This window comes from Spiribacter halobius, assembly GCF_020883455.1.
In the GTDB taxonomy this organism is placed as follows: domain Bacteria; phylum Pseudomonadota; class Gammaproteobacteria; order Nitrococcales; family Nitrococcaceae; genus Sediminicurvatus; species Sediminicurvatus halobius.
Genome location: NZ_CP086615.1, coordinates 343,394 through 367,109, shown reverse-complemented (window position 1 = coordinate 367,109; position 23,716 = coordinate 343,394). Strand labels below are relative to the sequence as shown.

The following is a 23,716-nucleotide window of genomic DNA, read 5'->3' as shown; positions in this document are numbered from 1 at the left end:
ACAACGTAGCACGCCACACGACGGAAGCCCCGATCAGCCCTCTGCCGGATCAGCGACGAGCCTCGGCTGTCCCTGCCGCCGGCATCGGCGCGGCGGCGGGCACCCACGACGGCTGAGCGAGGCGGGGCAGGAGCGACCGGGACCGTAGGCGAGACGGACCTCGCCTACGAGCTTACAGGGACGTATTCACAGCGTGTCCCGGGCGCTCCTGCCCCGCCTCGCGCCTGGCACGGCCGCCAAGACACCCCCTGCGCCGCGGATTCCTGGCGCCGCGATAGCCGAGAATCCTTGGGGCTAAGGCCGGTGCGGTGCCGCGAGGTAGTCGTGGGCACGCATCTCGATGAGCCGGCTTGCCGTGCGCTCGAACTCGAAGCCGAGGCGCCTGCCCTGGTAGAGCTGCTCCACGGGGGCATCCGCCGAGAGCAGGAGCTTGACGCCGCGGTCGTAGAACTCGTCCACGAGGCTGATGAACCGTCGCGCCGCGTCCTCGCGGCGACGGTCGAACACCGGCACCCCGGAGATCAGCACGGTGTGGAACTGGCGGGCGATCTCGATGTAATCCGTCTGGCTGCGCGGCCCCTCGCACACGGCGCTGAAGTCGAACCAGACCACGCCATCGCCGAGGGCCCGTACCGGGATGCGCCGACCCTCGATCCAGAGCGGCCCCCTCTCGTGCTCCCGGTCCGGGCAGATCTGCTCGAAGTCCTCGGCGAGCGCCGCCTCGGCGGGGGCGTCCGCCGGCGTGTGGTAGATCTCTGCCTGGCTCAGGAAGCGCAGCCGGTAGTCGGTGCCGCCGTCGACGTTGAGCACGCGGGTATGGGCCTTGAGCAGCTCGATGGCGGGCAGGAAGCGGGCGCGCTGCAGGCCGTCGCGGTACAGATCCTCCGGGGGCACGTTGGAGGTGGCCACCAGGGTCACCCCCTCCTCGAACAGGCCGTGCAGGAGGCCGGAGAGGATCATGGCGTCGGCGATGTCGCTGACGAAGAACTCGTCGAAGCAGAGCACCCGCACCTCCGCCGCCCATTCCCGGGCGAGCAGGCGCAGCGGGTCCTCGCGCTCGCGCAGCTGGGGCAGGCGCTGGTGGGCGGCGCGCATGAAGCGGTGAAAGTGCAGGCGGCGCTTGGCGCGGAAGGGCAGGCACTCGTAAAAGGTATCCATGAGGTAGGTCTTGCCGCGGCCGACTCCGCCCCAGAGGTAGAGCCCGGTCTCCGCCGCCGGCCCGCCGCCGCGCCGCCTGCGCCACCACCCGAGCAGCCCGCCGGCGGGCTGCTCGGGTGCCGCGCACAGGCGTTCGTAGAGATCCTGCAGCGCCGCTACGGCCTCGCGCTGGGCGGCATCGGCGACGAATCCGGATTCCTCGAGATCGGCCCGGTAACGCTCCTGGGGCGTGGTCATCAGCTCCCCCCCGCTGACGGCAACGACGATCATCGGGCGGCGCCCCCGCACCGCCCGGCGCCGGAGTATCGCATGCCGGCTGGCGGGCTGCCGCAGGTACGCCGACGACTCGTCGAAAGGCGTGATGGCGTTCGGCCCCGCACCCGGCACGGCCGGGTCGTCGCCCGCAGCATCGCGGCCCATCGGCCTCCGTGATCACCCCGTAACAGACCCATTCGGCCAGACGGTTACGGGCGGGAAGCGCAGGGAGCGGCGTCCGTCGCTCAGACCGAGAGATCGATACGTCCGCCGCGGGTGAGGAGCTCGGCGCCGCCGTCGAAGGTCTCGACCGTGCGGAAGGCGCGCAGTGCCGGTGGCTCGGGGCGGGGGTCGGCGCCGTCACGGCGCGGGTCGGCGATGCGCAGGGCGGCCAGGCGGGCGCTCGGCAGGCGATCGGTGACGGCGGCCGGGACCGGCGTGCGCTCCGGTGGTGTCGGTGCCTGGGGGCGCCGCGGCTCGCTGCCCCCCGGCGCGACGGTTGCCGGGCCCCGCAGGCGGGGCGCCGGGAGGCCGGTGATCAGGGGCGGGTCGACGCGCATGGGCCACGGCCTCCGCAGGCGTGGGGCGGGAGCGGGCGGCGGCCATCAGGGCTGCGTTGCCAGATCGGCGCCGCTCTCGTATTTTGCCGGGTTACCGACCCGCCGGGAAGTGTTCCTGCGCGTCACCGCCCGGGGCCGCCAGTTCACCAGGAGCAGAGCATCATGGCCGACAACCGCCGCAGCCGTATCACCACCGAGGGCCTCGCCCGCACGCCGAACCGCGCGATGATGCGCGCCGTGGGCTTCCGCGACGAGGACTTCCAGAAGCCCATCGTCGGCGTCGGCAACGCGCATAGCACCATCACGCCCTGCAACCTCGGCATCGGCGCCCAGGCCGAGCGTGCCGCCGAGGCCCTCAAGGGCGCCGGCGCCATGCCGGTGACCTTCGGCACCATCACCATCTCCGATGGCATCTCCATGGGCACGGAGGGGATGAAGTACTCGCTGGTCTCCCGCGAGGTGATCGCGGACTCCATCGAGACCGTCTGCAACGGCCAGAGCCTGGATGGAGTGCTCGCCACCGGCGGCTGCGACAAGAACATGCCCGGTGCGATGATCGGCATCGCCCGGCTGAACATCCCGGCGATCTTCGTCTACGGCGGCACCATCAAGCCCGGGCGCTACAAGGGCCAGGACCTCACCATCGTCAGCGCCTTCGAGGCCGTGGGCCAGGCCGCCGCCGGCAACCTCTCCGAGGAGGACCTCAAGGGCGTGGAGATGAACGCCTGCCCCGGCGCCGGCTCCTGCGGCGGCATGTACACCGCCAACACCATGTCCAGCGCCTTCGAGGCCATGGGCATGAGCCTGATGGGGTCTTCCACGGTGTCCGCCGAGGACGACGACGCTCGGGAGGTGGCCGCCCGGGCCGCCGAGGTGCTGGTGGACGCCATCCACCACCAGCGTCTGCCGCGCCAGATCATGACCCGCGAGGCCTTCGAGAACGGCTTCGCCGTGATCATGGCGCTCGGCGGCTCCACCAACGCGGTGCTGCATCTGCTCGCCATCGCCAACGCCTGCGAGGTGGACTTCTCCATCGACGACGTCGAGGCGATCCGCCGGAAGGTGCCGGTGCTCTGTGACCTGAAGCCCTCGGGGCGCTACGTCACCAGCGAGTTCCACGAGGTGGGCGGCACGCCCCAGGTCATGAAGATGCTGCTCGCCCGCGGCCTGCTGCACGGCGAGTGCCTTACCATCACCGGGCGCACCGTGGCCGAGCAGCTCGCGGACGTGCCGTCGGACCCGCCGACGGGCCAGGACATCATCCACCGCTTCGAGGACCCGCTCTACGAGCACGGCCATCTCGCCATCCTGCGCGGCAATCTTGCCGAGGAGGGCGCGGTGGCCAAGGTCACGGGCATCAAGAAGCGCCAGATCACCGGCCCGGCGCGGGTGTTCGACTCCGAGGAGGAGGCCATGGACGCCATCCTCTCGGACCGCATCCGCCACGGCGACGTCATCATCATCCGCTACGAGGGCCCGCGCGGCGGCCCGGGCATGCGCGAGATGCTCGCCCCCACCTCGGCCATCATCGGCCGTGGCCTCGGGGACACCGTGGGGCTGATCACCGACGGCCGCTTCTCCGGCGGCACCTACGGCATGGTGGTGGGTCACGTCGCCCCGGAGGCGGCGGCGGGCGGCACCATCGCCCTGGTGGAGGAAGGTGATTCCGTCACCATCGACGCCGACCGCAACCTGCTGCAGCTGGACGTCGACGAGGCCGAGATCGCCCGTCGCCGCGAGGCCTGGCAGCCCCGGCCGCCGAATTACCGCCGCGGCGTCCTCGGCAAGTACGCCAAGCTCGTGAGCTCCGCCGCCTACGGCGCGGTCACCGACAAGGACCTGTTCGACTGAGCTCGCGGCGCTGGCGACCGCCGGGATTCAACACAACGACACAACGGACACAACGAAACACAACGGGAGGATGTTTTTATTCCCGAACGTCGTGCTCGTTGTGTCGTTGTGTTTATACCTGCGGCAGATGGCCATCAGCGAACGAGCCAGAGCAGCTCGGCCAGCGCGATCAAGCCGATCAGCAGGGAAACGCCCTTCCAGAAGGCCTCGGGATTGCGCTCGATGAGCGGCGGGCGGGTGGCGTGGACGAATTCCGGGCGCGGGTGGTGGAGGTCGTGGAGGAACTCCGAGACCTCGGCGTAGCGCCGCTCGGGACGAGGATGCAGCGCCTTGCGCAGGGCGCCGTCGATCCAGGGCGGGCAGGCGCGGTTGTAGGTGAGCACTGACGTGTACTTCAGGCGATTGAGCCCGCTCCGGCTGCGCACCTGGGCCACCTTCGGGCCGTAGGGCAGCTGCCCGGTCAGCATCTGGTAGGTGATCACCGCCAGCGAGAAGACGTCCGAGCGCTCCGATCCGCCCGCCCCGAGGAAGTATTCCGGCGCGGCGTACTGCTCCGTGCCGAGGACGGGACCCACCGCTTCATCCACACCCTCGCCGAGGCCGGCCACGCGCACGGCGCCGAAATCGATCAGTTTGGCCGTTCCGGTGGCGTCGATCATGACGTTATACGGACGCAGGTCCTGGTGGATCATGTCCTGCCGGTGGAGGGCGCGCAGACCCTTGCCGATTTGCGTGACCAGATCCCGCACCCGCGCGAAGTCGGCGCGGGGGTGGTCCCGTATCCACTGGGTCAGGGTCTGCCCGTCCACGTATTCGGTGACCACGTACAGGTAGTTCTGGGCGCGCTCCCTCGGCCGCGGCTTGAGGAGGTGGGCGCTGTCCACCCGGCGGGCGATCCACTCCTCGGCCAGGAAGCGCTCGAGCGCCGCCGGATCGTCGCGCAGTTCCGTGGCCGGGACCTTGAGCGCCACCGGCGTGCCCGACTCGCTGTCCAGGGCGAGGAACACGTGGCTGCGGCTGCTGACGTGCAGCTCGCGCACGATCTCGTAGCCGTCAATGAGGCTGCGCGGGCCAAGCGCCGGCGGAAACGGCAGCTCGGTGACCCGCTGCTGAAACTCGCTCAGCGCCGGCTCGGGGAGCCGGTCCACGCGCAGGATGGCGGCGGTGAGATTGTCCTCGCTGCCGCGCCCGTGGGCGGCAGCGACCAGCGCCCTGGCCGCTGCCTCCAGATCATCGGAACCCTCACGGATGGCGGCGGCGATGGCCTGCGGCGGCAGATGCTCGTGGACGCCGTCGGTGGTCAGCACGAAGGTGTCACCCGGCGCGAGCGGGAACGCCCGGTAGTCGATCTCCACGGAATGCGCCGTGCCGAGCGCACGCCCCAGGAAGCTGCGCCCGCCGGCGTGATGGCGGTGATCGTCCGTGAGCTGTTCGAGCGAACCGCCCTGAACGCGCCAGGCCCGGGAATCGCCGACATGGAACAGATGCCCGGTGCGACCCTTGATGACGAGCGCGGTGAAGGTGCAGACGTAGCCGCGGTCCTTGTCGTAGCGCGCCCAGCTGCGGTCCGTGTGGCCATGCAACCAGGCATTGATCGCGTCGATGACGCGCTGGCCGGAGCGCTTCACGGACCAGGCGTTGGAGGTGCAGTAGTAGTCGGCAAGGAAGCCCGTGACCGCCGTCTCGCTGGCGATATGGGCCACCTCGCTGGTGCTGATGCCGTCCGCCAGGGCGACGGCAACCCCCTTGGAGGCGAGCTCCGCGCCGGCGGGGACGCGCGCGCCGCAGGCATCCTGATTGCGGGGCTTGGCGCCGGCCTCGGAGTGCTGGCCGATGGATACGCTGAGCTTGCCGGTCAAGGCCTTCTCCCGGGTTCTGGCCTCGGGTGCGGTCGCTGAAAGGACCCAATCCTTGGCGCCGAGATCCTCGCGGAGGCAGCCACCCACGCCAGTAGCGCCTTAACCACAACCTGATTACGCATCTTGCTCGGCCGTACTTGTCGGGCACGCATCCGCGGTGCTGCGAGCGGATTCAAGCCCGTGCCGCGGGTGCCGTGGGGTAACGCGGGCTGAGGCAGATACTTGGTCAGGAACCAGGAAGGCTGGCGCCAGGGAGGCCCCGGCACCAGCCGCTTCCGTCAGCTCCGCGACGGTGGAAGCCTCAGACGGCGAACTGCTTCTTCGCGCCGGTGCGCACGTGGGTGGTGTAGAGCGCGAGACCCACCAGGGTGAGGCCGCCCACCAGGTTGCCGAGCACCGTCGGGATCTCGTTCCAGAAGATGTAATCGTAGAGGGTGAACGGCGCCCCCATCATGAGTCCGATCGGGAACAGGAACATGTTCACCACCGAGTGCTCGAAGCCGAGGTAGAAGAACACGATGATCGGCATCCACATGCCGAGTATCTTGCCGGGCACGGTGGTGGAGATGGCGGCGCCGACCACGCCCATGGACACCATCCAGTTACAGAACATGCCGCGCAGGAAGAGGATGATCCAGCCGCCGAGGCCGGCCTCGCGGTAGCCGACGGTGCGGCTCTCGCCGGTGGCCATGATCGCCTGGCCGACCTCGTTCACCTCCTGGGACCAGCCCTGGGTGAAGTTGAGCCAGCCGAAGACGGCGATGAACAGGGCTCCCATCAGGTTGCCGAGGCCCACCAGCGCCCAGCACTTGAGCATGCGCCCGAAGGTGACGCCCGGACGCCGGTCGAGCCACGCCAGCGGCACCAGGGTGAACACGCCGGTCAGCAGGTCGTAGCCCATGAGATAGAGCATGGAAAAGCCGACCGGGAAGAGCAGTGCGCCGATCAGGAAGTTGCCGGTGTTCACGGCGATGGTGACGGCGAAGATCACGGCGAGGGCGAGGGTGGCGCCGGCCATGAAGGCCCGCAGCACGGTATCCCGCTCGCTCATGTAGACCTTGGCCTCGCCCTGATCGACGAGCTTGGTGACGAATTCCGTGGGTTGTAGGTAGGACATGGATTCGGATTCCTCTGGTGTGTCTGCAAGGGGGCGGCGTTGTACGCCGAGCCGCCGGTGGCCGGCGGCCTACCAGCGCTTGTAGGGCAGGAACTTCCCGTTCATGACGATCTTCACGCGGTCCCCCTTGGGGTCCTCCACCTTCTCCACGTCCATGGTGAAGTCGATGGCGCTCATGATCCCGTCGCCGAACTTCTCGTGGACGAGCTCCTTGAAGGTCTCGCCGTAGACCATGCCCACCTCCTTGAAGGCCCGGTAGATCACGGGATCGGTCATCAGCGCCTCGCCCTGGCGCGCCCGCACCGGGCAGCGCATCAGCGCCTGCGCGACCTCCTTGCCGAGCCCGAGCGTGCCGGTCAGCTTTCCGGCCTGCTCGTCGGTCATGCTGTTCTCGCCGAGGCAGGCGGACGTCACGAACACGGGAGAGCAGCCGACCTCCCGGGCGATCTGCTCCCAGGTCATCTGCTTCTCCGCCTTGGCCTCGAGAATCGCTGCACGCATCTCGTCCTTCGTCATGTCGACGTCACTCCTATCTGCGAATGGGTTTCTGCCTGGAATATGGATGGCCCGGCCGCAGCCGGGGCAAGGCGCTCCCTGCCGCTCAATGCGATGACCGTGCCAGGCGCGGATTACCCGGCCGAACAGCGGGTTATGACCTTGGCAGGGGAATCGGCCGGGGGGTTTGCACTTGTGCGGTGCAGCATCTGCACCGTTTCGGCCGGTGAGGGCCGCGGGCCGCCGCGGTGCCGGAGCGGGCCGGCGGCCGCGGCGGCCACCGGTCAGTAGACGTCGCGCTGGTAGCGGCCCTGACGGGCGAGCTTGCGCAGGTAGTCCCGGGCGCTCTCCTCGTCGGCGCCGCCGTGCTCCCGGATCACGTCGCGCAGGGCCGTATCCACCGCCGGGGCCATGTGCTCGGCGTCGCCGCAGACGTAGAAGCAGGCCCCGGCCTGCAGCCAGGACCAGAGCTCGGCACCGTGCTCGCGCATGCGGTCCTGCACGTACACCTTGCGCTCGCCGTCACGGGAAAAGGCGGTGGCGAGCCGGGTCAGGGTGCCCGCCTCGAGATAGCCCTCCAGCTCCTCCTGATAGAGGAAGTCGGACTCCCGGTGCGGGTTGCCGAAGAACAGCCACGCGCCGCCACTGGCGCCGCGGGCATGGCGCTCCTCCAGGAAACCCCGGAAGGGGGCGATGCCCGTGCCCGGCCCCACCATGATGATGGGCGTGCGGTCGTCCTCCGGCACAGCGAAGTCCTTCGCCGGCTGCAGGTAGATCGGGACCTCGCGGCCGGCGGCGCGCTCGGCGAGGAAATTCGAGGCCACGCCCTTGCGCTGGCGCGCCTCCGCCTCGTAACGGACCACGCCGACGGTGAGGTGCACCTCCTCCGGATGCATGCTCTGGGACGAGGCGATGGAGTAGAGCCGCGGCCGCAGGCGCCCGAGGCGGTCGACGAAGGCCTGCACGTCCGGCCGTGCCGAGGGATGACGCCGCAGGACATCGAAGACGTCCAGGGGGCTGTCGTCCAGCCCTTCCTCGGCCAGGGCGGCGAGCGCCCGCGCCTCCCCGGCATCACCCGCCACGGCCGCCAGCAGCTCGAGCACCTCGTCGCTGGGTGCGGTGATGTCCAGCCAGTCCCGCAGCGCCTCGTCCAGCCTGAGGGCAATGCCGGCCTTCACGGTGACCTCGGTCTCCGCGGCGGCCCCCAGCTCGCCGATGACGCTCGCCACCAGCGCCGGATCGTTCTGCGGATAGACGCCGAGTGAGTCGCCCGGGCGGTAGGTCAGGCCGCTGCCCGCCAGGTCGATCACCACATGCCGCGTGTCCTTGGGCGCGCCCTCGCCGTGCAGGGCGTACACCGAGTTGACCGGCGCATGCCAGGGGTTGCGCGGGTCCTGGCCGACCGGCCCGAGCGGCGCCGCCTCGGCGGCCGCCGCCACGGGGCCATGGGCCTCGAACAGGGCCTTGACCTGCTTGCGGGTGGTGGGTCCGCCGGGGACGCAGAGCCCCATCTCCGGCTCGCGGCCCTCCACCAGGGCCTGGGCGTAGCCCTTGCAGTCGTAGCCGCACTGGCCGCAGTCCTGCTGGGCCATGGCGGCCATGATCCGATACAGGAACGGCCCGCCCTCGGGCACCAGCGCCATGCGCTCCTCCAGCGGCAGATCCATGTCGTGCCAGGGGGCGCTGTCCAGATCATCGAGCAGGCCGTCGTCGCCGGTGGTGGCCTCCCCGGCCCCGCCGGGGTTCAGGAAGCGCTCGCTGACGATGGCCGCCAGCCACTGGCGCTGCTGCTCGGAAAAGGGGGCGCTGCGCGGGATCACGCTCGCGTTCATGCCGCTCTCCGGTACTCGTGTCCGTGGGCCGCCCGCTGCGCTGCTGGCGGGCGCCGGCTCAGGCCTCGCCCTTGAGCAGGGCCTTGAGCTGCCTGCGGGTGTCGTTGCCGCCGGGGGCGCAGAGGGTGGTGTCCGTTTCGGTGCCGTCGGCGAGGGCCTCGGCATAGCGGCGGCAGTCGTAGCCACAGGCGCCGCAGTCCTCGTTGGCGGTGGCCGCCATCAGCCGGTCCGCCAGCGGCCGGCCCTCGGCCAGCGCCATGCGCTGCTCGAGGGTCAGTGTGGGGTCATGCCAGGGCTCGTCCGCCGGCTCTGCGGCCGCTTCGCCGTTCTGCGCCGGCGCCTCCGCCGCGGGCGCCCCGTCCTCGACGCCCGTGAGCAGGGCGGCGATGTAGCCGTTCAGCCAGGCACGCTGCTCCTCGTCGAAGGGCGCGTTCTCGGGCAGCTGGGGGGTACGCATGCTGGTCCGTCTCCCTCGGGTCGGCTTCAGGCGGCCGCGAGAAGGCGCTTGACGCCGTCCACGCCCTGCCGGCCGACGAACGCCTGAAAGGTCTCCTCGGGGGAATCGCGGTGGGCCTGGTAGGCGCGCAGCACCCGCTCCACCGTCGCCGGGACGTCCGGCGCCATCACCTTGGCGAAGAGGCGCTCCCCGAGCCCGCGCTGGCCGCCGAAGCCGCCGCCGACGAAGACGTCGTAGCCCTCCACCATCTCCTCGTCCTCGGTCTCGACGCCGGTGCCGAGCAGGCCGATATCGCCGATCTTGTGCTGGGCGCAGGAGTTGGGGCAGCCGGTGACGTGGATGCTGAGGGGCTGATCGAGTTCGAGATGCTGCTCGAGATGCTCCACCAGCAGGCCGGCATGGGTCTTGGTGTCGGCGTTGGCGAGCTTACAGCCGAAGTTGCCGGTGCAGGCAATGGTGCCCGCCCGCACGTAGCTCGCGCTGCAGCGCAGGCCCAGGGCCTCGATGGCGGCCGTGGCGTCCTCTAGGCCGGCCTCGGGGATGCCGGCGACCAGCAGGTTCTGCCACACGGTCAGGCGCAGCAGGGCGTCGCCGTGCTCCTCGGCGACGGCGGCGAGACCGCGCAGCTGCTCGCTGCTGAGGTAGCCGAAGGGCAGCGGCACGCCGATGTAATGGACGCCGGGCTCGGCGGTCTCGTGCACGCCGACGTGGGCCATCGGATCCGGCGGCGGAGCCTCCTCGCAGGCGCCGTCGTCGCCGGCGGGCTGGAAGTCGAGATGGGCCCGGACCTGCTCCAGGAAGGCCTCCATGCCCAGGGACTCGAGCACGTACTTCAGCCGCGCCTTCTTGCGGTCGCTGCGGCAGCCGGTCTGCGCGTAGACCCGCAGGATGGCGTCCGCCAGCGGCACGCACTGCTCGGGGGTGACCAGCCAGCCGGTGTCGCCGGCAAAGGCGTCATGCCCCGGCACCCCGCCGATGCCGACCCGGAACCAGACCGTGCCGTCGCCGCGGCGCACGGCGGTGAAGTCGATGTCGTTGGTATCGGCGACGCCGCGCACGCGGCCGCCGCCGTTGAAGGCGATATTGAACTTGCGCGGCAGGCCGAAGAGCTCGCGGTGGCAGAGGATGTGGTAGTGCATCTCCCGGCAGAGCTCGCGGGTGTCGATGAGCGCCTGCGGGTCGGCGCCGGCCAGGGGATCGCCGGTGATGTTGCGCACGTTGTCGGCGCCGGCGCCGCGGTTGATGATGCCGAGGTCCTGCAGCCCCATGAGCACCTTGGGCGCATCGCCGGCGCCGATCTCGCGGATCTGCAGATTGGCGCGGGTGGTGACGTGGGCGTAGCCGCCGGCGAAGGCGTCGGCAAGGTCCGCGATGCCCCGGCCCTGCACCGCCGTAAGGATGCCGTTCGGCATGCGCAGGCGGCACATGTAGGCGTCCTGGTTCGGTGCGGTGTAGAACAGCCCGTGGAACTTGTAGCGGAAGACGTCCGTGCCCTGGGGGAAGGTCCGGCTCGCCGCGTTGGCCTGGATCTTCCTCCAGATATCCAGCGCCGGCTCCTCGCGCTTGGCGAGCTCCTCCTTGACGAGCTTGCGGCCTTCCTTCTCCGTGGCCGCCTGCGCTGCCAGATGCAGCGCGTCGGGGTGGCCGTCGGCACCGATGCTGTCTGCCTCGTCCGGGGTGAAGATCCCGCTCAGGCCCTGCCCCGCGCGCAGGGTGTCGATACCGCTGAGAAAGCCTTCCAGAAAGCGCTTCTGGACATCGGTGAACTCGGCGGTGACGTCTTTGCTGCTCATGGCCCGGTCCTCGGATGCCTGCCCGCGACACCACAATCCGGCGTCGCCTGCGTCACCATGTTGCACTGCAAACACCAGGCCAGATTCCGGGTCGCAGGCTTAGGACCCGTGCGTCAGGAAGTTATGCGGACTGCCGTGGCGCCGCGGCCGGAGCGATGCACCCTTGCCGGGCAGCTGCTTCGCGGGTGGCACAAAACTGGTGCAATCGGGCGACCGGGCGTTTGCCAGCTGGGTGGCGGGGTGAAGGCGGGGATTGAACACGGGGATTAAACACAACGAAACACAACGGGGAAGGCAATCAGTTACAAGAGGATTGCTATGCCGAAGCTCGAGGCCTTGGAGAAAGGATTGCGGGGGCTGCTCTGGAACCGGGGACCTCCAGATCAGCCTTGCGCAGCCGGGCCCGTTAGCAGGCATCCGCGGAGGGACATGGAGTCAACCAATAAGGCTTCCCGTTGTGCTTCGTTGTGCCCGTTGTGTCGTTGCGTTTAAAACGGCCTTCGAAGAAGCCCGAAGACGCGGATCAGCCGTCGAGCACCCGCGCCAGGTCGGCGGCCATGGCGGTGACGCCGTCGTCGGGACGGAACAGCGCGCGGGCGCGGCCCTCGGCGTCGAAGAGGTACATGGCGCTGGAGTGGGAGACGGCATAGTCGCCGCCGGCGTCCGCCTCCCCGTAGCCGAAGGTCGCCCGGTAGCGCTTGGTGACCTCGCGCAGACGCGGCACCGGCGCGGTGGCACCGATGATGTTCTCGCCGAAGGCGTTGGTGTAGCGGCGAAGGGTCTCCGGGTCGTCACGCCCCGGGTCCACCGAGACGAACAGGATCTGCACCTCTTCCGCCGCCGGGTCGTCCACCGCCCGCAGCGCCGCCGAAATGCGTGCCATGGCCGTGGGGCAGATGTCCGGGCAGTGGGTGAAGCCGAAGAACAGCACCACCGGCGCGCCGCGGAGATCCGCCGCGGTGAGCGGCTCGCCGGACTCGCCGGTGAGCTCGAAGCGCAGGTCGGGCAGCAGGCCCTCGATGCCCTTGGTGGCGTACTGGCCTCCGCCGCAGGCCGCGAGGAGCATCCCGGCCAGCAGCACGCTCCCGATGAGGCCGAGCCGCCTCATGTCGCCTCCGCCGCGGTCGCCGGCGCCCCGCGCTCGCTCGGGGCAAGCCGGAAGGCGAGCACCACCAGCGCCGCCATGACGCTCATCATCGCCGCCGGGATCCAGGTGATGAGCCCTCCGATCTGCTGGTCCACCAGGGGTCCGATGGGGAAGGCACGGCCACAGACGTCATAGATCTCGAACAGGTTGCGGTCGCTGAAGGTAATGAACGCCCCGAGCCCGATCTGCGGCGGCATGATCAGCGCCAGGATGAGGATACGCCGCCCCGGGGAGAGCCGCGGCGTGATGCCCGGCCGGCCACGCTCGAGGATGAGCCACCAGAACAGCAGCCCGTCCACGGCCATGGTCCAGTTCATGATCCAGTACAGATCGAGGCTCAGCATGGCGTCGAAATGGATCGACGGCGTCAGCCAGAAAAAGATCAGCCCAACGAAGAGCACCGCCGCGATCACCGGCTGCTGGACGATGCGGTAGCACAGGGCGAGCAGGCGGAACAGCGGCGCGAGCCGGCCATGGGGCAGACGCCGCAGGGCCGCCGGCAGCCCTGCGGCGAGCACCGGCGCCGGGGCCGAGAGCGCGATGAGGAAGGGCGCCAGGTGGTGCAGCACGAGATGCTGCCCGCGGTGGGCGGCGAACAGGTACTGGGAGTAGTAGTCCACGTGGGTCTGCGTCACCGCGTACATGAGCCCGACGCCGAGGAAGTAGGCCAGCATCGCCGGCACACCGGGGCGCGCCCCGCGCAGCAGGCCGGCGGCGTAGAGGCCGACGGCGAGGGCACAGGCGAGCAGGATGGGCAGCGACGGCTCCCAGGGCCGGAGCCAGGCCAGCAGGTCGGACATGCTGATTAGGTACCCGCCTCAGTCATGCCACCGCGAGCTCGTGCGCGCGACGAGGGGCATGCCGGGTGCGATCCGGGGCCGAGGCAAGTGCATGATCAGATCGGACATTGGCTGTTCAAGTTATCACCACCCCCTGCCCGGCTCAATTGCGCGCATCGCGGAAGCGACCACTGACCGCGACTGTGCGAGGCGGGGCAGGAGCGTCCGGGACCGTAGGCGAGAGGGACCTCGCCTACGAGCTTACAGGGACGTATGCACAGCGTGTCCCGGAGGCTCCTGCCCCGACTCGCACCCGGCACGGAGGCAAATGCGCCCAGGGCTTCGCGGGGAGGGGTTCCCGACTACCCACCGGTGTCCGCCCTGCTTGGGGGAACTTCCGCCGCGGGGCCGCGGGCCGCGGGTGAGGCGTAGGCCGCACCGCATGGCCAAACATCGGTGGCGTGTCCCGCGACGTGAGTGGTTTGAGTACAGCTTGGTCAGCTCCGCAATCCGAGAAGGTCTGCAACCGGCACAGTTTGCTCGCCGACTCAGCGCGCGCCTCGCATCACCTCATAGGCCGCCGCGGTGAGGAGCACCACGCGATGGCTGCTGTCATAGGCAAGGCCGGCGGCCTTGAGCTCCGCGATTCGGCCGGCATCCCGCTCGGGGTCGAGAACGAAGAAGTCCCGGCCTTCGACCAGGTTGGCTCGGGCACGCTTGAAGGCACGGAACGCGGTGCCCTTGGGGACATTGTTCAGGCGGTCGAGCTGGCGCAGCGTGAGCACCGGGTGGCCGTCGTGGTGGAACGGGGTGACCGCGTCTTTCACCATGGGAGCTCCGCATTGACCGTAACGGGTTGCCGCGCGCCGGGCCTCCGGTAGTCTCGGCCCGCCGCGGTCCGCGGTTGTCCGCGGGCCGTTCCGATTGTCCCACGCGCCGTATCGTCAAGGAGACCAGGATGGAGCTGCTGCAGGACTACGGGCTGTTCCTCGCCAAGACGGTCACGCTGCTGGCCGCACTCGGCTTCGCCCTGGCCATGATGGCCAACGCCGGGCGCAGCCGGAGCCGCAGCCGTGAGCAGCTGGAAGTCGAGCCGCTCAACCGCCGCTACCGCGACATGGCACGGCGCATCGACCAGGGCCTTGCACCCCGGCGCGGCCGGCTGAAGGGCCTGCGCGAGCGCCGGCGGGAGCGGCGCGAGGGCCGCCGCGGGGAGGCCCGGCTGCCGCGGCTGTTCGTGCTGGATTTCGAGGGTGACCTGCGTGCCAGTGCCACCGAGGCCCTGCGCGAGGAGGTGAGCGCCGTGCTCGCCACCGCGCGCAGCGACGACGAGGTGCTGCTGCGCCTGGAAAGCCCCGGCGGGACGGTCCCGGGCTACGGCCTCGCCGCCTCCCAGCTCGCCCGCCTGCGCAAGCGCGGGATCCGGCTCACCGTCAGCGTCGACCGCGTGGCAGCGAGTGGCGGCTATCTCATGGCCTGTGTCGCCGATCGCATAGTCGCCGCGCCGTTTGCCGTCATCGGCTCCATCGGCGTGGTCGGCCAGGTGCCCAACTTCCGCGGGCTGCTCAAGCGCTACGACGTGGACTTCGAGCTGCACACCGCGGGCGCACACAAGCGCACGCTGACGCTGTTCGGGGAGAATACCGACGAGGGGCGCGCCAAGTTCCGCGAGTCCCTGCAGGCCGTACATGATCTGTTCAAGACGCATATCGCCCGGCACCGGCCCAAGCTCGACCTGGAGCGGGTGGCCACCGGCGAGCACTGGCTCGGCGAGCAGGCGCTGGAGCTGGGGCTGGTGGACGACCTCGGCACCAGCGACGACATCCTGCTGGAGCGCCGCGAGCGGATGGACCTGGTCGCCCTGCGCTACCGCCGGCCGCAGCCGTTCAGCCGCCGGCTCGCGCTGACCCTGGAATCCCTGGCCGCCCGGCTGGGCCTGGGCGGCGGGCACCTGGAGGAGTGACGGCCCGCCCCATTCACACCGACGGTCGCCGCCGCGGCGGGCGGGGTCACCCGGTGGCGGGCGGCCCCTTGCGCAGGAGAAAGTGATACTCGCCATCCGCCTCGTGATGGCTCAGCAGCTCGTGGGGCGAGCGGGCGCAGAAGGCGGTGAAGTCGATCACCGAGTGCGGATCGGTGGCGCGGACGCGCAGGCGCGTGCCCGGCGCGAGATCGGCCAGTGCCTTCTTGGTGCGCAGGATCGGCAGCGGGCAGTTGAGCCCGCGCACGTCCAGATCCTCGTCGTGGACAAGTGCATCGGTATCGGTCATGGAAGCGCTGGCAGAGCTGTCCTGCATGGAGGCTGCCCCCTGGGCCGGCGTATACTGGTCACAAGTATATCGAAGCGCGCCGGCCCTGGGGGCCGGCCGGAGGCACGATCCATGAGTACCAACAGCGACGACCGCAAGGACCAGCAGCCCGCCGCGGATGCGCACGACCCGCGCCCGGTGAGCGACGACCGCCTGCGCGAGGAGGTCACCCGGGAGCAGGTGGAACGCTGGCGGCGGGAGGCTGACGAAAGCCACAGCAACTGGTTTTCCGTGATGAACAACCCCTACGGCAAGGACTGAGCCCCCGCCCGGGACCGCCGGGCGGCCATCCCCCCGCAACTGCGGAGTGGCAGCATGAGCGAGATCAAGGGCATCCCCGTCGTCGTCAGCAGCGGCGCCAAGGTGAGCAAGCCGAACGGCGTGCGCGCCATCAAGAACGGCATCAAGAGCCGGCCCGACAGCGCCCCCGTACCCCGCGGCGACAAGCCCGACTGGCTGCGCGTCAAGATCCCCACCGGCGCAGGCTTCCAGCGCGTGCGCGAGACGGTGCGCGAGCACCGCCTGGCGACGGTGTGCGAGGAGTCCATGTGCCCGAACATGGGCGAGTGCTGGGGCGCCGGCACGGCCACCATCATGCTCATGGGGGATGTCTGCACCCGCGCCTGCCGCTTCTGCGCGGTGGACACCGGCAACCCCCGTGGCTGGCTTGATCCGGAGGAGCCGGCGCACGCGGCGGAGACCGTCCGCCTGATGGGCCTGAAGTACGTGGTGCTCACCTCCGTGGATCGGGATGACCTGGACGACGGCGGCGCAGCCCACTACGCCGCCTGCATCCGGGAGATTCAGCGGGTGAACCCGGGCACCGCGGTAGAGGCGCTGACGCCGGACTTCAAGGGCCAGTTCGAGGCGGTGAACACGGTGGTGGACACCGGCCTCGAGGTCTTCGCCCAGAACGTGGAGACCGTGCGCCGTCTGACCCATCCGGTACGGGATCCGCGGGCGAGCTACGAGCAGACCCTGGAAGTGCTCGCCCACGCCAAGCGCCGCCGCCCGGACGTGCTGACCAAGACCAGTCTGATGCTCGGCCTTGGCGAGACCGAGCAGGAAGTCATCGAGACGCTGGACGATCTGCGCGCCATTGACGTCGACATCGTCACCTTCGGTCAGTACCTGCGGCCCACGGTGAACCACCTGCCGGTGGACCGCTACGTGACCCCGGCGGAATTCGAGCGCATCCGCCAGATCGGCCTCGGCAAGGGCTTCCTGGAGGTGGTCTCCGGCCCGCTGGTGCGCTCCAGCTATCGCGCGGAGCGGGTGCTGGAAAAGAACAACGTCGGCCTCGGGCAGGCGGCCGGTGGCTAGCGCGACGTGGCGGCCGTACTCCGGCTGTTCTCCTACGGCACCCTGCTCACCGGAACCCTAGACCCGCAGATTGACCGCCTGCTCGCCCGCCACTGCCGGACCCGCTATCCGGCCTCGGTGCAGGGCCGGCTCTACTGCCTCGGTCGCTTTCCGGGTGCCCTGCCCTCGCACCACCGCCGCGACCGCGTGCACGGCGAGATCCTGGAGCTGGAGCGTCCCCAGCGCTGCCTGCCGATCATGGACCGCTACGAGGGCGCGGACCCCAACCGCCCGGAGCGGGGCCTGTTCCGCCGCCGACCGGTGCAGGCACGCACTGGCGCCGGTGCGCGGCTGGGGGTCGAGATCTATTGGTACCACGGCCCCCTAACCACCGCCCGCCGCATCCCCCACGGCGACTGGCTGCGCTGGGTGGAGGGGGAGTGACGCCCTGGCGAGGAGGGCTCCCACGTCGCGGACACTCGTCCGAAAGCTGCGCTCAACCGAGGAACGGCGCCAGAATGAACGGCAGGTAGGCGTCGAAGAGGAGCACGGCGAAGAGCGCCATCAGGTAGATGATGCTGTAGCCGAAGGACTTCATCGGCAGCGAGCGATCATGCTCGTGGGTGAGCATCGTCACGCCGTAGTAGATGTAGACGATGCCAAGCGCCAGGGCGCCCATGAGATAGAGCGGCCCGCTCATGCCGGTGGCGAAGGGCAGCATCGTCACTCCCACCAGGAGCACGGTGTAGAACAGGATCTGCCAGCGGGTGTAGCGATCGCCGTGGGTCACGGGGAGCATGGGGATGTCCACGCTCGCGTACTCCTCCCGGCGATGAATCGCCAGCGCCCAGAAGTGCGGGGGCGTCCACACGAAGATGATCAGGAAGAGCAGCAGGGAATGCGGGTCGATGGTGCCCGTGACGGCGGTCCAGCCGAGCACTGGCGGCGCTGCGCCGGCCGCCCCGCCGATGACGATGTTCTGCGGCGTGGCCCGCTTCAGGAACAGCGTATAGACGAATGCATAGCCGATGAGCGAGAGGAAGGTCAGCGCTGCCGTCAGCGGGTTCACCGCGAAATACAGCAGCGCGAGACCCGCCGCGCCGAGCAGGCCGGCGAACAGCGAGGCGTGAACCGTGCGCAGATGCCCGGTAGGCAGTGGCCGGCCGCGGGTACGCGCCATGCGCGCGTCGACGCCGCGGTCCACCAGGTGGTTGATCGCCGCCGCCGATCCGGCGGCGAGCGCGATGCCGAGATTGCCGACGAGTAGCGCGTTCCACGGCACCGTACCCGGACTCGCCAGCAGCTCGCCCACTACCGCCGTAAACACCATCAGAGCCACCACTCCGGGCTTGGTCAGCTCGTAGTAGTCGCGCCAGTGGCGTGCGAGATGCTGGAGGGCGGGCAGCTCCTCCGGCGTTGTCGCATCCAGGGTTCGGCTCATGATGTGGGCAGCGGTCGGACCAGATGGATGGCGGTGACGAGCACCAGCAACAGCAACGCAGCTCCGGCATTGTGCGCGACCGCCATTGGCAGAGGCAAGCTGTAGACCACGTTGCCGACGCCCAGGCTGATCTGCAGCACCAGGGCGCCCGCGAGGGCCAGGCCGACCACGCGACCGGCGCCGCCGGCACGCCAGAGCGCCCACGCCAGCGCCCCCAGGACGATCAGGGCGACCACTGCCCCCAGCCGGTGCGTGAGGTGGATGGCCACCCGGGCGGGGTGGTCGAGCACGCCGAACTCATAGTTCACCCCAAGTCCCCGCCAGAGCACGAAGCCCTCGGCGAAGTCGGCGTCGTCGGGCCACCACTCGCCGACGCTGCAGGCGGGGAACTCATTGCAGGCCAGCGCCGCGTAGTTGGTGCTGGTCCAGCCGCCGAGGGCGATCTGGCCGATGGCCACGGTGAGGCCCGCCGCCAGCAGGAGGCGCAATTGCGGCCGGCCGCCGAGGCGCCCGGCGGCCGGCAGCGGCCGGCTGCGCAGCGTCTGCCACCAGAGCAGCGAGAGCGTCAGCAGGCCGCCCAGGAGGTGGGCCATCACCACCACCGGCTTCAGCTGCCAGGTGACCGTCCACATGCCGAGTATGGCCTGGAAGGTGACCACCCCCAGGATGATCCAGGGCAGGCGGCGGGGCTGGCCGGGGCGGCGCCGCTGCCGCCACGCGAACACAGCGAGCCCGAGGATGAGCAGTCCAAGGATTCCGGCGAGATAGCGATGGATCATCTCCCGCCAGCCCTTGCCCACTTCCACCGGCCGCTCGGGAAAGGCGGCATTGGCGGCGGCGATCTCCTCCGCGGTCCGGGGCACGTCGATCAGCCCATAGCAGCCCGGCCAATCGGGGCAGCCGAGGCCGGCATCGGTCAGGCGTACCCAGGCGCCGAGCACGATGACGCAGAGCGCGAGCGTCGTGGCGGCGAGGGAGAGGCGATAGAACCAGGGATGGGCTTGGTGCATGGTCCGGGAGTCCGGGTCAGGCGTTGTCAGGGGATTCGGACGCGCGCCTCTCGGCCTCTTCCTTGGAGAGGCGCAGCAGGCGCTCCAGGTCGTCGAGCAGCCCCGAGGCATCCAGGGGGCGGCGGTAGCGCAGCACGTGGAAGCCGCGATAGTCGAGCAGATGGACCGCGACCGGCTGGCCCGCGTTCCCGATCAGGGCAGCCACCCGGGGGGCCGGCGCCGTGAGCCGCACCAGGGCATCGCCATCCGCCTCCGGCGGAACACTGTCCGGCGGCTGCAGCGTGGCGATGCGCACGCGGTCGACATCCCGATCCAGCGCGATGCGGACCCGCCCGAGGGTCTCGAGCCTATCCTCACACTCGGCATTGCAATCGCCAGCCAGCGGCACCAGCAGGATCCAGCTGCCGTCCAGATCCGGAGCTTCGCCAGTCCGGTCGCGCCAGCCCTCCATGGCGAGCCTCTGCACAGGCTGTACCAGCTCGCCGTTGTTGGTCGTGCCGCCGGGGCGCCAGCCGCTCACGGTCAGCACGAAGGCCGCGACCGTCGGCCCCACGAAGAGCACCAGCACGGCCAGGAGCTGCCAGCGGCCGCGCCGCGTTGGCTGGGTCATGTCTGCTTTCCGTCCTCTCGCTGTCGATGGCTGTTGACGCCAATCCAGATGAGCGTGAGCGCAGCCGCCAGGGCGAACCACTGGACCGCATAGCCCTCGTGCCGCTCCGGACCGAAGCGCCAGGCGTCCCGCGGGGCCCGGGCCGCCACGGCGCCCTCGCCCTCGGGGGTCTCCCGCAGCAGATAGCCCTCGACCGGATACGGCAGGGCGTGCGCAATGTAGTCGAAGTCCAGGTACTGGATCCGCCGCGGCCAGCTGCGGTTCTCGGCGGCGGGCTCGCCGAGCCGCAGCGCGACCACTGGTCCGCGCGCGATCCTGCCGCTGACGGTGCGGGCACCGTCGGGCGCGGGGATGGCCGGGAGCTGGCTGCGGTCCGGCCCCACCGGCACCCAGCCACGGTCCACCAGCACCGCACCGGTTGAACCCTCGAGCCGCAGCGGGGTCAGCACGCGGTAGCCGGCCTCGCCATCGCGCACCTGATTGTCCAGCAGGAACTGATGTTCACCGTCATAGCGTCCGCTGGCACGCGCGCGGCGGTAGCGATGCTCAGCGAGGCTCGCCGGTGCGCGGTTCAGCTCCAGCACCGGCGCCCGGGCAGCGGCGGCGCGGGCGGCCAGGGCCTCGCGCTTCTGCTCGGCACGTTCCAGCTGCCAGAAACCCAGACCCAGCAGCAGCGCCAGGACGACCACATAGGCCAGCGTGGGGACCAGCCGGGGGCGAAACTCGTATCCGGCGATGGTCATGCCTCTCGGACCACTCGCGGCGTGCACAAGTGCCGCCGGGCTGGACTACAATCGATCATCCCCAGAGGGGAGGTTTCGCATGCAACTCGCCATCCAGGGCGCCATCGTCCTGACGCTCCTCGCCATTGTCGGCAGCCTCGGCTCGGGACTGTTCTATCTGATGCGGGATCGCAGCGAGTCGCGGCGCACGCTGAATGCCCTCACCGTGCGCATCGTGCTGTCGGTCGTGCTGTTCCTGCTGATCCTGCTCGGGCTCGCCACCGGCATGATCGCGCCGAACTCGAGCCCACTGGCTTGACGGCGGCGGGCGCCTTGCGCCCGCCATGCGCTCAGAGGATGTACACGAAGATGTACAGCCCGAGCCAAACCACGTCGACGAAATGCCAGTACCAGGCCACGCCCTCGAAGCCGAAATGGGCCTCCGGGCGGAAGTGGCCTCGCATGCAGCGCAGGGTGATCACCGCGAGCATGATGGTGCCGATGAGCACGTGCATGCCGTGGAAGCCGGTGAGCATGAAAAATGTCGAGCCGTAGATCCCGGTGTCCAGCCGCAGGTTCAGGTGGGCATAGGCCTCGTAGTACTCGTAGGCCTGCAGGCCGATGAACAGCGTACCGAGCGCGACCGTGGCCCACATGAAACCGATGAGCCGCAGGCGCTCGTTCGCCTTCAGCGCATGATGGGCGATGGTGATGGTCACGCCCGAGGTCAGCAGGATCAGCGTATTGATGGTGGGCAGCGGCCAGGGGCCCATCGGCTCGAATTCCATGGCCGTGTTGCCGGGACCGGCGGTGGGCCAGTTGAGCACGACGGAGTCCCAGATGTAGCGGCTGGTTTCCGGATCCGCGCCGGAGAGCCACGGTACCGACAGCGTGCGGGCGTAGAACAGCGCCCCGAAGAAGGCACCGAAGAACATCACCTCCGAGAAGATGAACCAGACCATCCCCCACCGGAACGAGCGGTCCACCTGATCGCTGTAGAGGCCGCCCACGCCCTCACGGATGACGTCGCCGAACCAGCCGACGATCATCACCACCAGCACCGCCGCGCCGAGGGCCAGCAGGTACGGCCCCCAGGTCGACCCTTCCAGGTATAGGCCCATGCCCACCACCAGGCTGGTGATGCCCACGCTGCCGACGATGGGCCAGTAGCTGCCGTGGGGTACGTAGTAGGAGCCTTGCGCCTGCGCCATGCCCTCTTCCTCTGTGTTCGTTGTCATCTGGCGGGTTCCGGAGCTCAGCTGACGTGCTCCAGGAACGTGCCCACGTAGATGCCAGCCGCCACCAGCGCCAGCACCGCGACCGTCCAGCGGATCCGGCGGCGGGTGCGGCGATCCACTTCCCGGTTGATCATGCCAGTTCCTCGGCCCCGCCCCGGGGCGGGGCCATCATCCGCTGCCGCCTCAGCGCACCGCCGGCGGCGTGTCGAAGGTATGGTGCGGAGCCGGCGAGGGCACCTCCCACTCCAGGCCCTCGGCGCCTTCCCAGGCCCGCGCCTCGGCCCGCTGGCCGCCGCGGGCGCACTTGATCACCAGCCACACGAAGATGAGCTGCGACAGGCCGAAGGCGAAGCCGCCGAGGCTGGAGACCAGGTTCCAGTCGGCAAACTGCACCGAATAGTCCGGAATGCGCCGCGGCATACCCGCGAGCCCCAGGAAGTGCTGCGGGAAGAACAGCACATTCACCGTGATCGTCGACAGCCAGAAGTGCCACTGGCCCAGGCGCTCGTCGTACATGTGCCCGGTCCACTTCGGCAGCCAGTAGTAGGCCGCGGCCATGATCGCGAAGATCGCCCCAGTCACCAGCACGTAGTGGAAGTGGGCAACGACGAAGTAGGTGTCGTGGTACTGGAAGTCCGCCGGAGCGATGGCCAGCATCAGCCCGGAGAAGCCGCCGATGGTGAACAGGATGACGAACGCCACGGCGAACAGCATCGGCGTCTCGAAGGTCATGGCTCCGCGCCACATGGTCGCCACCCAGTTGAACACCTTCACCCCCGTGGGCACGGCGATGAGCATGGTGGCGTACATGAAGAACAGCTCGCCGGCCAGCGGCATGCCCACCGTGAACATGTGATGCGCCCAGACGATGAATGAGAGGAACGCGATGGACGCGGTCGCGTAGACCATGGAGCTGTAGCCGAACAGCGGCTTGCGGGCGAACGTCGGGATGATGGTGGAGACGATCCCGAAGGCCGGCAGGATCAGGATGTACACCTCGGGGTGGCCGAAGAACCAGAAGATGTGCTGGTAGAGCACCGGATCACCACCACCGGCGGCGCTGAAGAAGGTGGTGCCGAAGTACTGGTCCGTGAGCAGCATGGTGATCGCCCCCGCCAGCACCGGCATCACGGCGATCATCAGGTAGGCGGTGATCAGCCACGTCCAGACGAACAGCGGCATCTTCATGAGGGTCATGCCCGGGGCGCGCATGTTCAGGATCGTCGCGATCACGTTGATCGAGCCCATGATCGAGCTGATGCCCATGATGTGGATCGCGAAGATGATGAACGGGAACGCGTCGCCGGTCTGGAGCATCAGCGGCGGATACATGGTCCAGCCGCCGGCGGCGCCGCCGCCCGGCATGAACAGCGTCGCCAGCAGGATGGCGAAGGCGAACGGCAGCAGCCAGAAGCTCCAGTTGTTCATCCGCGGCAGCGCCATGTCCGGCGCGCCGACCATCAGCGGGATCATCCAGTTGGCGAGCCCGGTGAACGCGGGCATGACCGCGCCGAAGATCATCACCAGCGCGTGGTTGGTGGTCATCTGGTTGAAGAAGTAGGGATCGACGACCTGCAGCCCCGGCTGGAACAGCTCCGCGCGAATCACCAGCGCCATGGCACCGCCTACGAGGAACATCGCCAGCGACCAGAGCAGGTACAGCGTGCCGATGTCCTTGTGATTGGTCGTAAACAGCCAGCGCCTGAGGCCACCGTAGCCGGCCTCGTGGTGGTGCGCGTCGTCGTGGGTCGTCGCAGTCATCAGGCCAAACCTCCCGTGGA

Annotated in this window: 24 protein-coding genes; 6 read left to right on the top strand and 18 right to left on the bottom strand. The window is 69.5% G+C overall.

Annotated features, from left to right (window positions below; translation table 11 throughout):
• Positions 1-294: 294 nt before the first annotated feature.
• Together zapE and LMH63_RS01670 are read right to left on the bottom strand one after the other, a co-directional pair.
• Complete coding sequence (gene zapE, locus LMH63_RS01675; protein ID WP_109679476.1) at positions 295-1,395, bottom strand: cell division protein ZapE; 1,101 nt, start codon at positions 1,393-1,395, stop codon at positions 295-297.
• A gap of 263 nt (positions 1,396-1,658) precedes the next feature.
• On the bottom strand, positions 1,659-1,973 hold the full coding sequence (locus LMH63_RS01670; RefSeq protein ID WP_109679449.1) for a hypothetical protein: 315 nt from the start codon (positions 1,971-1,973) through the stop codon (positions 1,659-1,661).
• Between the two features lie 159 nt (positions 1,974-2,132).
• Between LMH63_RS01670 and ilvD the strand changes: the two genes are divergently transcribed.
• Positions 2,133-3,824 (top strand): dihydroxy-acid dehydratase, encoded by a 1,692-nt coding sequence (gene ilvD, locus LMH63_RS01665; RefSeq protein ID WP_109679448.1) that lies wholly within the window; start codon positions 2,133-2,135, stop codon positions 3,822-3,824.
• A 134-nt stretch (positions 3,825-3,958) separates the two neighbouring features.
• On the opposite strand, the gene LMH63_RS01660 is transcribed toward ilvD, so the two are convergent.
• The 9 genes from LMH63_RS01660 to LMH63_RS01620 form a co-directional block, all read right to left on the bottom strand.
• Complete coding sequence (locus LMH63_RS01660) at positions 3,959-5,683, bottom strand: bifunctional protein-serine/threonine kinase/phosphatase (RefSeq protein WP_109679447.1); 1,725 nt, start codon at positions 5,681-5,683, stop codon at positions 3,959-3,961.
• 301 nt (positions 5,684-5,984) lie between these two features.
• Positions 5,985-6,800 (bottom strand): formate/nitrite transporter family protein, encoded by an 816-nt coding sequence (locus LMH63_RS01655; protein WP_109679446.1) that lies wholly within the window; start codon positions 6,798-6,800, stop codon positions 5,985-5,987.
• Between the two features lie 69 nt (positions 6,801-6,869).
• Positions 6,870-7,316, bottom strand: coding sequence for a cyanase (gene cynS / locus LMH63_RS01650; protein ID WP_109679445.1), 447 nt, complete (start codon positions 7,314-7,316; stop codon positions 6,870-6,872).
• Positions 7,317-7,579: 263 nt separating this feature from the next.
• Positions 7,580-9,127 carry a sulfite reductase subunit alpha gene (locus tag LMH63_RS01645; RefSeq protein WP_109679444.1) on the bottom strand — a complete coding sequence of 516 codons (1,548 nt, stop codon included), beginning with the start codon at positions 9,125-9,127 and terminating at the stop codon, positions 7,580-7,582.
• Between the two features lie 58 nt (positions 9,128-9,185).
• A complete protein-coding gene (locus LMH63_RS01640) occupies positions 9,186-9,584 on the bottom strand; it encodes a (Fe-S)-binding protein (protein WP_109679443.1) in 399 nt (132 codons plus the stop codon).
• A 26-nt stretch (positions 9,585-9,610) separates the two neighbouring features.
• Positions 9,611-11,377, bottom strand: a complete 1,767-nt coding sequence (locus LMH63_RS01635; protein ID WP_109679442.1) for a NirA family protein — start codon at positions 11,375-11,377, stop codon at positions 9,611-9,613.
• Between the two features lie 523 nt (positions 11,378-11,900).
• On the bottom strand, positions 11,901-12,485 hold the full coding sequence (locus tag LMH63_RS01630; protein WP_109679441.1) for an SCO family protein: 585 nt from the start codon (positions 12,483-12,485) through the stop codon (positions 11,901-11,903).
• A complete protein-coding gene (locus LMH63_RS01625; RefSeq protein ID WP_109679440.1) occupies positions 12,482-13,324 on the bottom strand; it encodes a cytochrome c oxidase assembly protein in 843 nt (280 codons plus the stop codon). The genes LMH63_RS01630 and LMH63_RS01625 overlap by 4 nt, the downstream gene beginning before the upstream one ends.
• 527 nt (positions 13,325-13,851) lie before the next feature.
• Positions 13,852-14,133 (bottom strand): ORF6N domain-containing protein, encoded by a 282-nt coding sequence (locus LMH63_RS01620; protein WP_109679439.1) that lies wholly within the window; start codon positions 14,131-14,133, stop codon positions 13,852-13,854.
• A 128-nt stretch (positions 14,134-14,261) separates the two neighbouring features.
• Between LMH63_RS01620 and sohB the strand changes: the two genes are divergently transcribed.
• A complete protein-coding gene (gene sohB / locus LMH63_RS01615) occupies positions 14,262-15,266 on the top strand; it encodes a protease SohB (RefSeq protein ID WP_109679438.1) in 1,005 nt (334 codons plus the stop codon).
• 46 nt (positions 15,267-15,312) lie between these two features.
• On the opposite strand, the gene LMH63_RS01610 is transcribed toward sohB, so the two are convergent.
• A complete protein-coding gene (locus LMH63_RS01610) occupies positions 15,313-15,600 on the bottom strand; it encodes a sulfurtransferase TusA family protein (RefSeq protein WP_229332690.1) in 288 nt (95 codons plus the stop codon).
• 84 nt (positions 15,601-15,684) lie between these two features.
• On the opposite strand from LMH63_RS01610, the gene LMH63_RS01605 reads away from it, so the two are divergent.
• From LMH63_RS01605 to LMH63_RS01595, 3 genes are read left to right on the top strand one after another with little or no spacing between them, the layout of a single operon-like run.
• The gene (locus LMH63_RS01605) at positions 15,685-15,873 is read left to right on the top strand and encodes a hypothetical protein (RefSeq protein WP_109679436.1); all 189 of its coding nucleotides are present in this window, start codon (positions 15,685-15,687) and stop codon (positions 15,871-15,873) included.
• Positions 15,874-15,927: 54 nt separating this feature from the next.
• On the top strand, positions 15,928-16,935 hold the full coding sequence (lipA, locus tag LMH63_RS01600) for a lipoyl synthase (protein ID WP_109679435.1): 1,008 nt from the start codon (positions 15,928-15,930) through the stop codon (positions 16,933-16,935).
• A gap of 6 nt (positions 16,936-16,941) precedes the next feature.
• A complete protein-coding gene (locus tag LMH63_RS01595) occupies positions 16,942-17,358 on the top strand; it encodes a gamma-glutamylcyclotransferase family protein (RefSeq protein WP_109679434.1) in 417 nt (138 codons plus the stop codon).
• Between the two features lie 52 nt (positions 17,359-17,410).
• Here the strand turns inward: LMH63_RS01595 and cyoE are convergent, their stop codons facing one another.
• From cyoE to LMH63_RS01575, 4 genes are read right to left on the bottom strand one after another with little or no spacing between them, the layout of a single operon-like run.
• A complete protein-coding gene (gene cyoE, locus LMH63_RS01590) occupies positions 17,411-18,355 on the bottom strand; it encodes a heme o synthase (protein ID WP_109679433.1) in 945 nt (314 codons plus the stop codon).
• Positions 18,352-19,365, bottom strand: coding sequence for a COX15/CtaA family protein (locus LMH63_RS01585; protein WP_109679432.1), 1,014 nt, complete (start codon positions 19,363-19,365; stop codon positions 18,352-18,354). Before LMH63_RS01585 ends, cyoE begins: the two co-directional genes overlap by 4 nt.
• A 16-nt stretch (positions 19,366-19,381) precedes the next feature.
• Positions 19,382-19,975 (bottom strand): redox-active disulfide-containing membrane protein, encoded by a 594-nt coding sequence (locus LMH63_RS01580; RefSeq protein WP_109679431.1) that lies wholly within the window; start codon positions 19,973-19,975, stop codon positions 19,382-19,384.
• Positions 19,972-20,718 carry an SURF1 family protein gene (locus tag LMH63_RS01575; protein ID WP_109679430.1) on the bottom strand — a complete coding sequence of 249 codons (747 nt, stop codon included), beginning with the start codon at positions 20,716-20,718 and terminating at the stop codon, positions 19,972-19,974. The genes LMH63_RS01580 and LMH63_RS01575 overlap by 4 nt, the downstream gene beginning before the upstream one ends.
• Before the next feature lie 79 nt (positions 20,719-20,797).
• Here LMH63_RS01575 and LMH63_RS01570 point away from each other — a divergent pair, with 79 nt between their 5' ends.
• Positions 20,798-21,016, top strand: a complete 219-nt coding sequence (locus LMH63_RS01570) for a twin transmembrane helix small protein (RefSeq protein WP_109679429.1) — start codon at positions 20,798-20,800, stop codon at positions 21,014-21,016.
• A gap of 31 nt (positions 21,017-21,047) precedes the next feature.
• Here LMH63_RS01570 and LMH63_RS01565 read toward each other — a convergent pair whose 3' ends face one another.
• Together LMH63_RS01565 and ctaD are read right to left on the bottom strand one after the other, a co-directional pair.
• On the bottom strand, positions 21,048-21,908 hold the full coding sequence (locus LMH63_RS01565) for a cytochrome c oxidase subunit 3 (protein ID WP_109679428.1): 861 nt from the start codon (positions 21,906-21,908) through the stop codon (positions 21,048-21,050).
• A gap of 210 nt (positions 21,909-22,118) precedes the next feature.
• On the bottom strand, positions 22,119-23,696 hold the full coding sequence (gene ctaD, locus LMH63_RS01560; RefSeq protein ID WP_109679427.1) for a cytochrome c oxidase subunit I: 1,578 nt from the start codon (positions 23,694-23,696) through the stop codon (positions 22,119-22,121).
• Between the last annotated feature and the right edge of the window lie 20 nt (positions 23,697-23,716).

Coding starts and splice junctions, on each gene's coding strand:
- zapE (WP_109679476.1), bottom strand. CDS start 1,395: ATGACCACGCCCCAGGAGCGTTACCGGGCCGATCTCGAGGAATCCGGA.
- LMH63_RS01670 (WP_109679449.1), bottom strand. CDS start 1,973: ATGCGCGTCGACCCGCCCCTGATCACCGGCCTCCCGGCGCCCCGCCTG.
- LMH63_RS01655 (WP_109679446.1), bottom strand. CDS start 6,800: ATGTCCTACCTACAACCCACGGAATTCGTCACCAAGCTCGTCGATCAG.
- cynS (WP_109679445.1), bottom strand. CDS start 7,316: ATGACGAAGGACGAGATGCGTGCAGCGATTCTCGAGGCCAAGGCGGAG.
- LMH63_RS01645 (WP_109679444.1), bottom strand. CDS start 9,127: ATGAACGCGAGCGTGATCCCGCGCAGCGCCCCCTTTTCCGAGCAGCAG.
- LMH63_RS01640 (WP_109679443.1), bottom strand. CDS start 9,584: ATGCGTACCCCCCAGCTGCCCGAGAACGCGCCCTTCGACGAGGAGCAG.
- LMH63_RS01635 (WP_109679442.1), bottom strand. CDS start 11,377: ATGAGCAGCAAAGACGTCACCGCCGAGTTCACCGATGTCCAGAAGCGC.
- LMH63_RS01630 (WP_109679441.1), bottom strand. CDS start 12,485: ATGAGGCGGCTCGGCCTCATCGGGAGCGTGCTGCTGGCCGGGATGCTC.
- LMH63_RS01625 (WP_109679440.1), bottom strand. CDS start 13,324: ATGTCCGACCTGCTGGCCTGGCTCCGGCCCTGGGAGCCGTCGCTGCCC.
- LMH63_RS01620 (WP_109679439.1), bottom strand. CDS start 14,133: ATGGTGAAAGACGCGGTCACCCCGTTCCACCACGACGGCCACCCGGTG.
- sohB (WP_109679438.1), top strand. CDS start 14,262: ATGGAGCTGCTGCAGGACTACGGGCTGTTCCTCGCCAAGACGGTCACG.
- LMH63_RS01610 (WP_229332690.1), bottom strand. CDS start 15,600: ATGCAGGACAGCTCTGCCAGCGCTTCCATGACCGATACCGATGCACTT.
- LMH63_RS01605 (WP_109679436.1), top strand. CDS start 15,685: ATGAGTACCAACAGCGACGACCGCAAGGACCAGCAGCCCGCCGCGGAT.
- lipA (WP_109679435.1), top strand. CDS start 15,928: ATGAGCGAGATCAAGGGCATCCCCGTCGTCGTCAGCAGCGGCGCCAAG.
- cyoE (WP_109679433.1), bottom strand. CDS start 18,355: ATGAGCCGAACCCTGGATGCGACAACGCCGGAGGAGCTGCCCGCCCTC.
- LMH63_RS01585 (WP_109679432.1), bottom strand. CDS start 19,365: ATGCACCAAGCCCATCCCTGGTTCTATCGCCTCTCCCTCGCCGCCACG.
- LMH63_RS01580 (WP_109679431.1), bottom strand. CDS start 19,975: ATGACCCAGCCAACGCGGCGCGGCCGCTGGCAGCTCCTGGCCGTGCTG.
- LMH63_RS01575 (WP_109679430.1), bottom strand. CDS start 20,718: ATGACCATCGCCGGATACGAGTTTCGCCCCCGGCTGGTCCCCACGCTG.
- LMH63_RS01570 (WP_109679429.1), top strand. CDS start 20,798: ATGCAACTCGCCATCCAGGGCGCCATCGTCCTGACGCTCCTCGCCATT.
- LMH63_RS01565 (WP_109679428.1), bottom strand. CDS start 21,908: ATGGCGCAGGCGCAAGGCTCCTACTACGTACCCCACGGCAGCTACTGG.
- ctaD (WP_109679427.1), bottom strand. CDS start 23,696: ATGACTGCGACGACCCACGACGACGCGCACCACCACGAGGCCGGCTAC.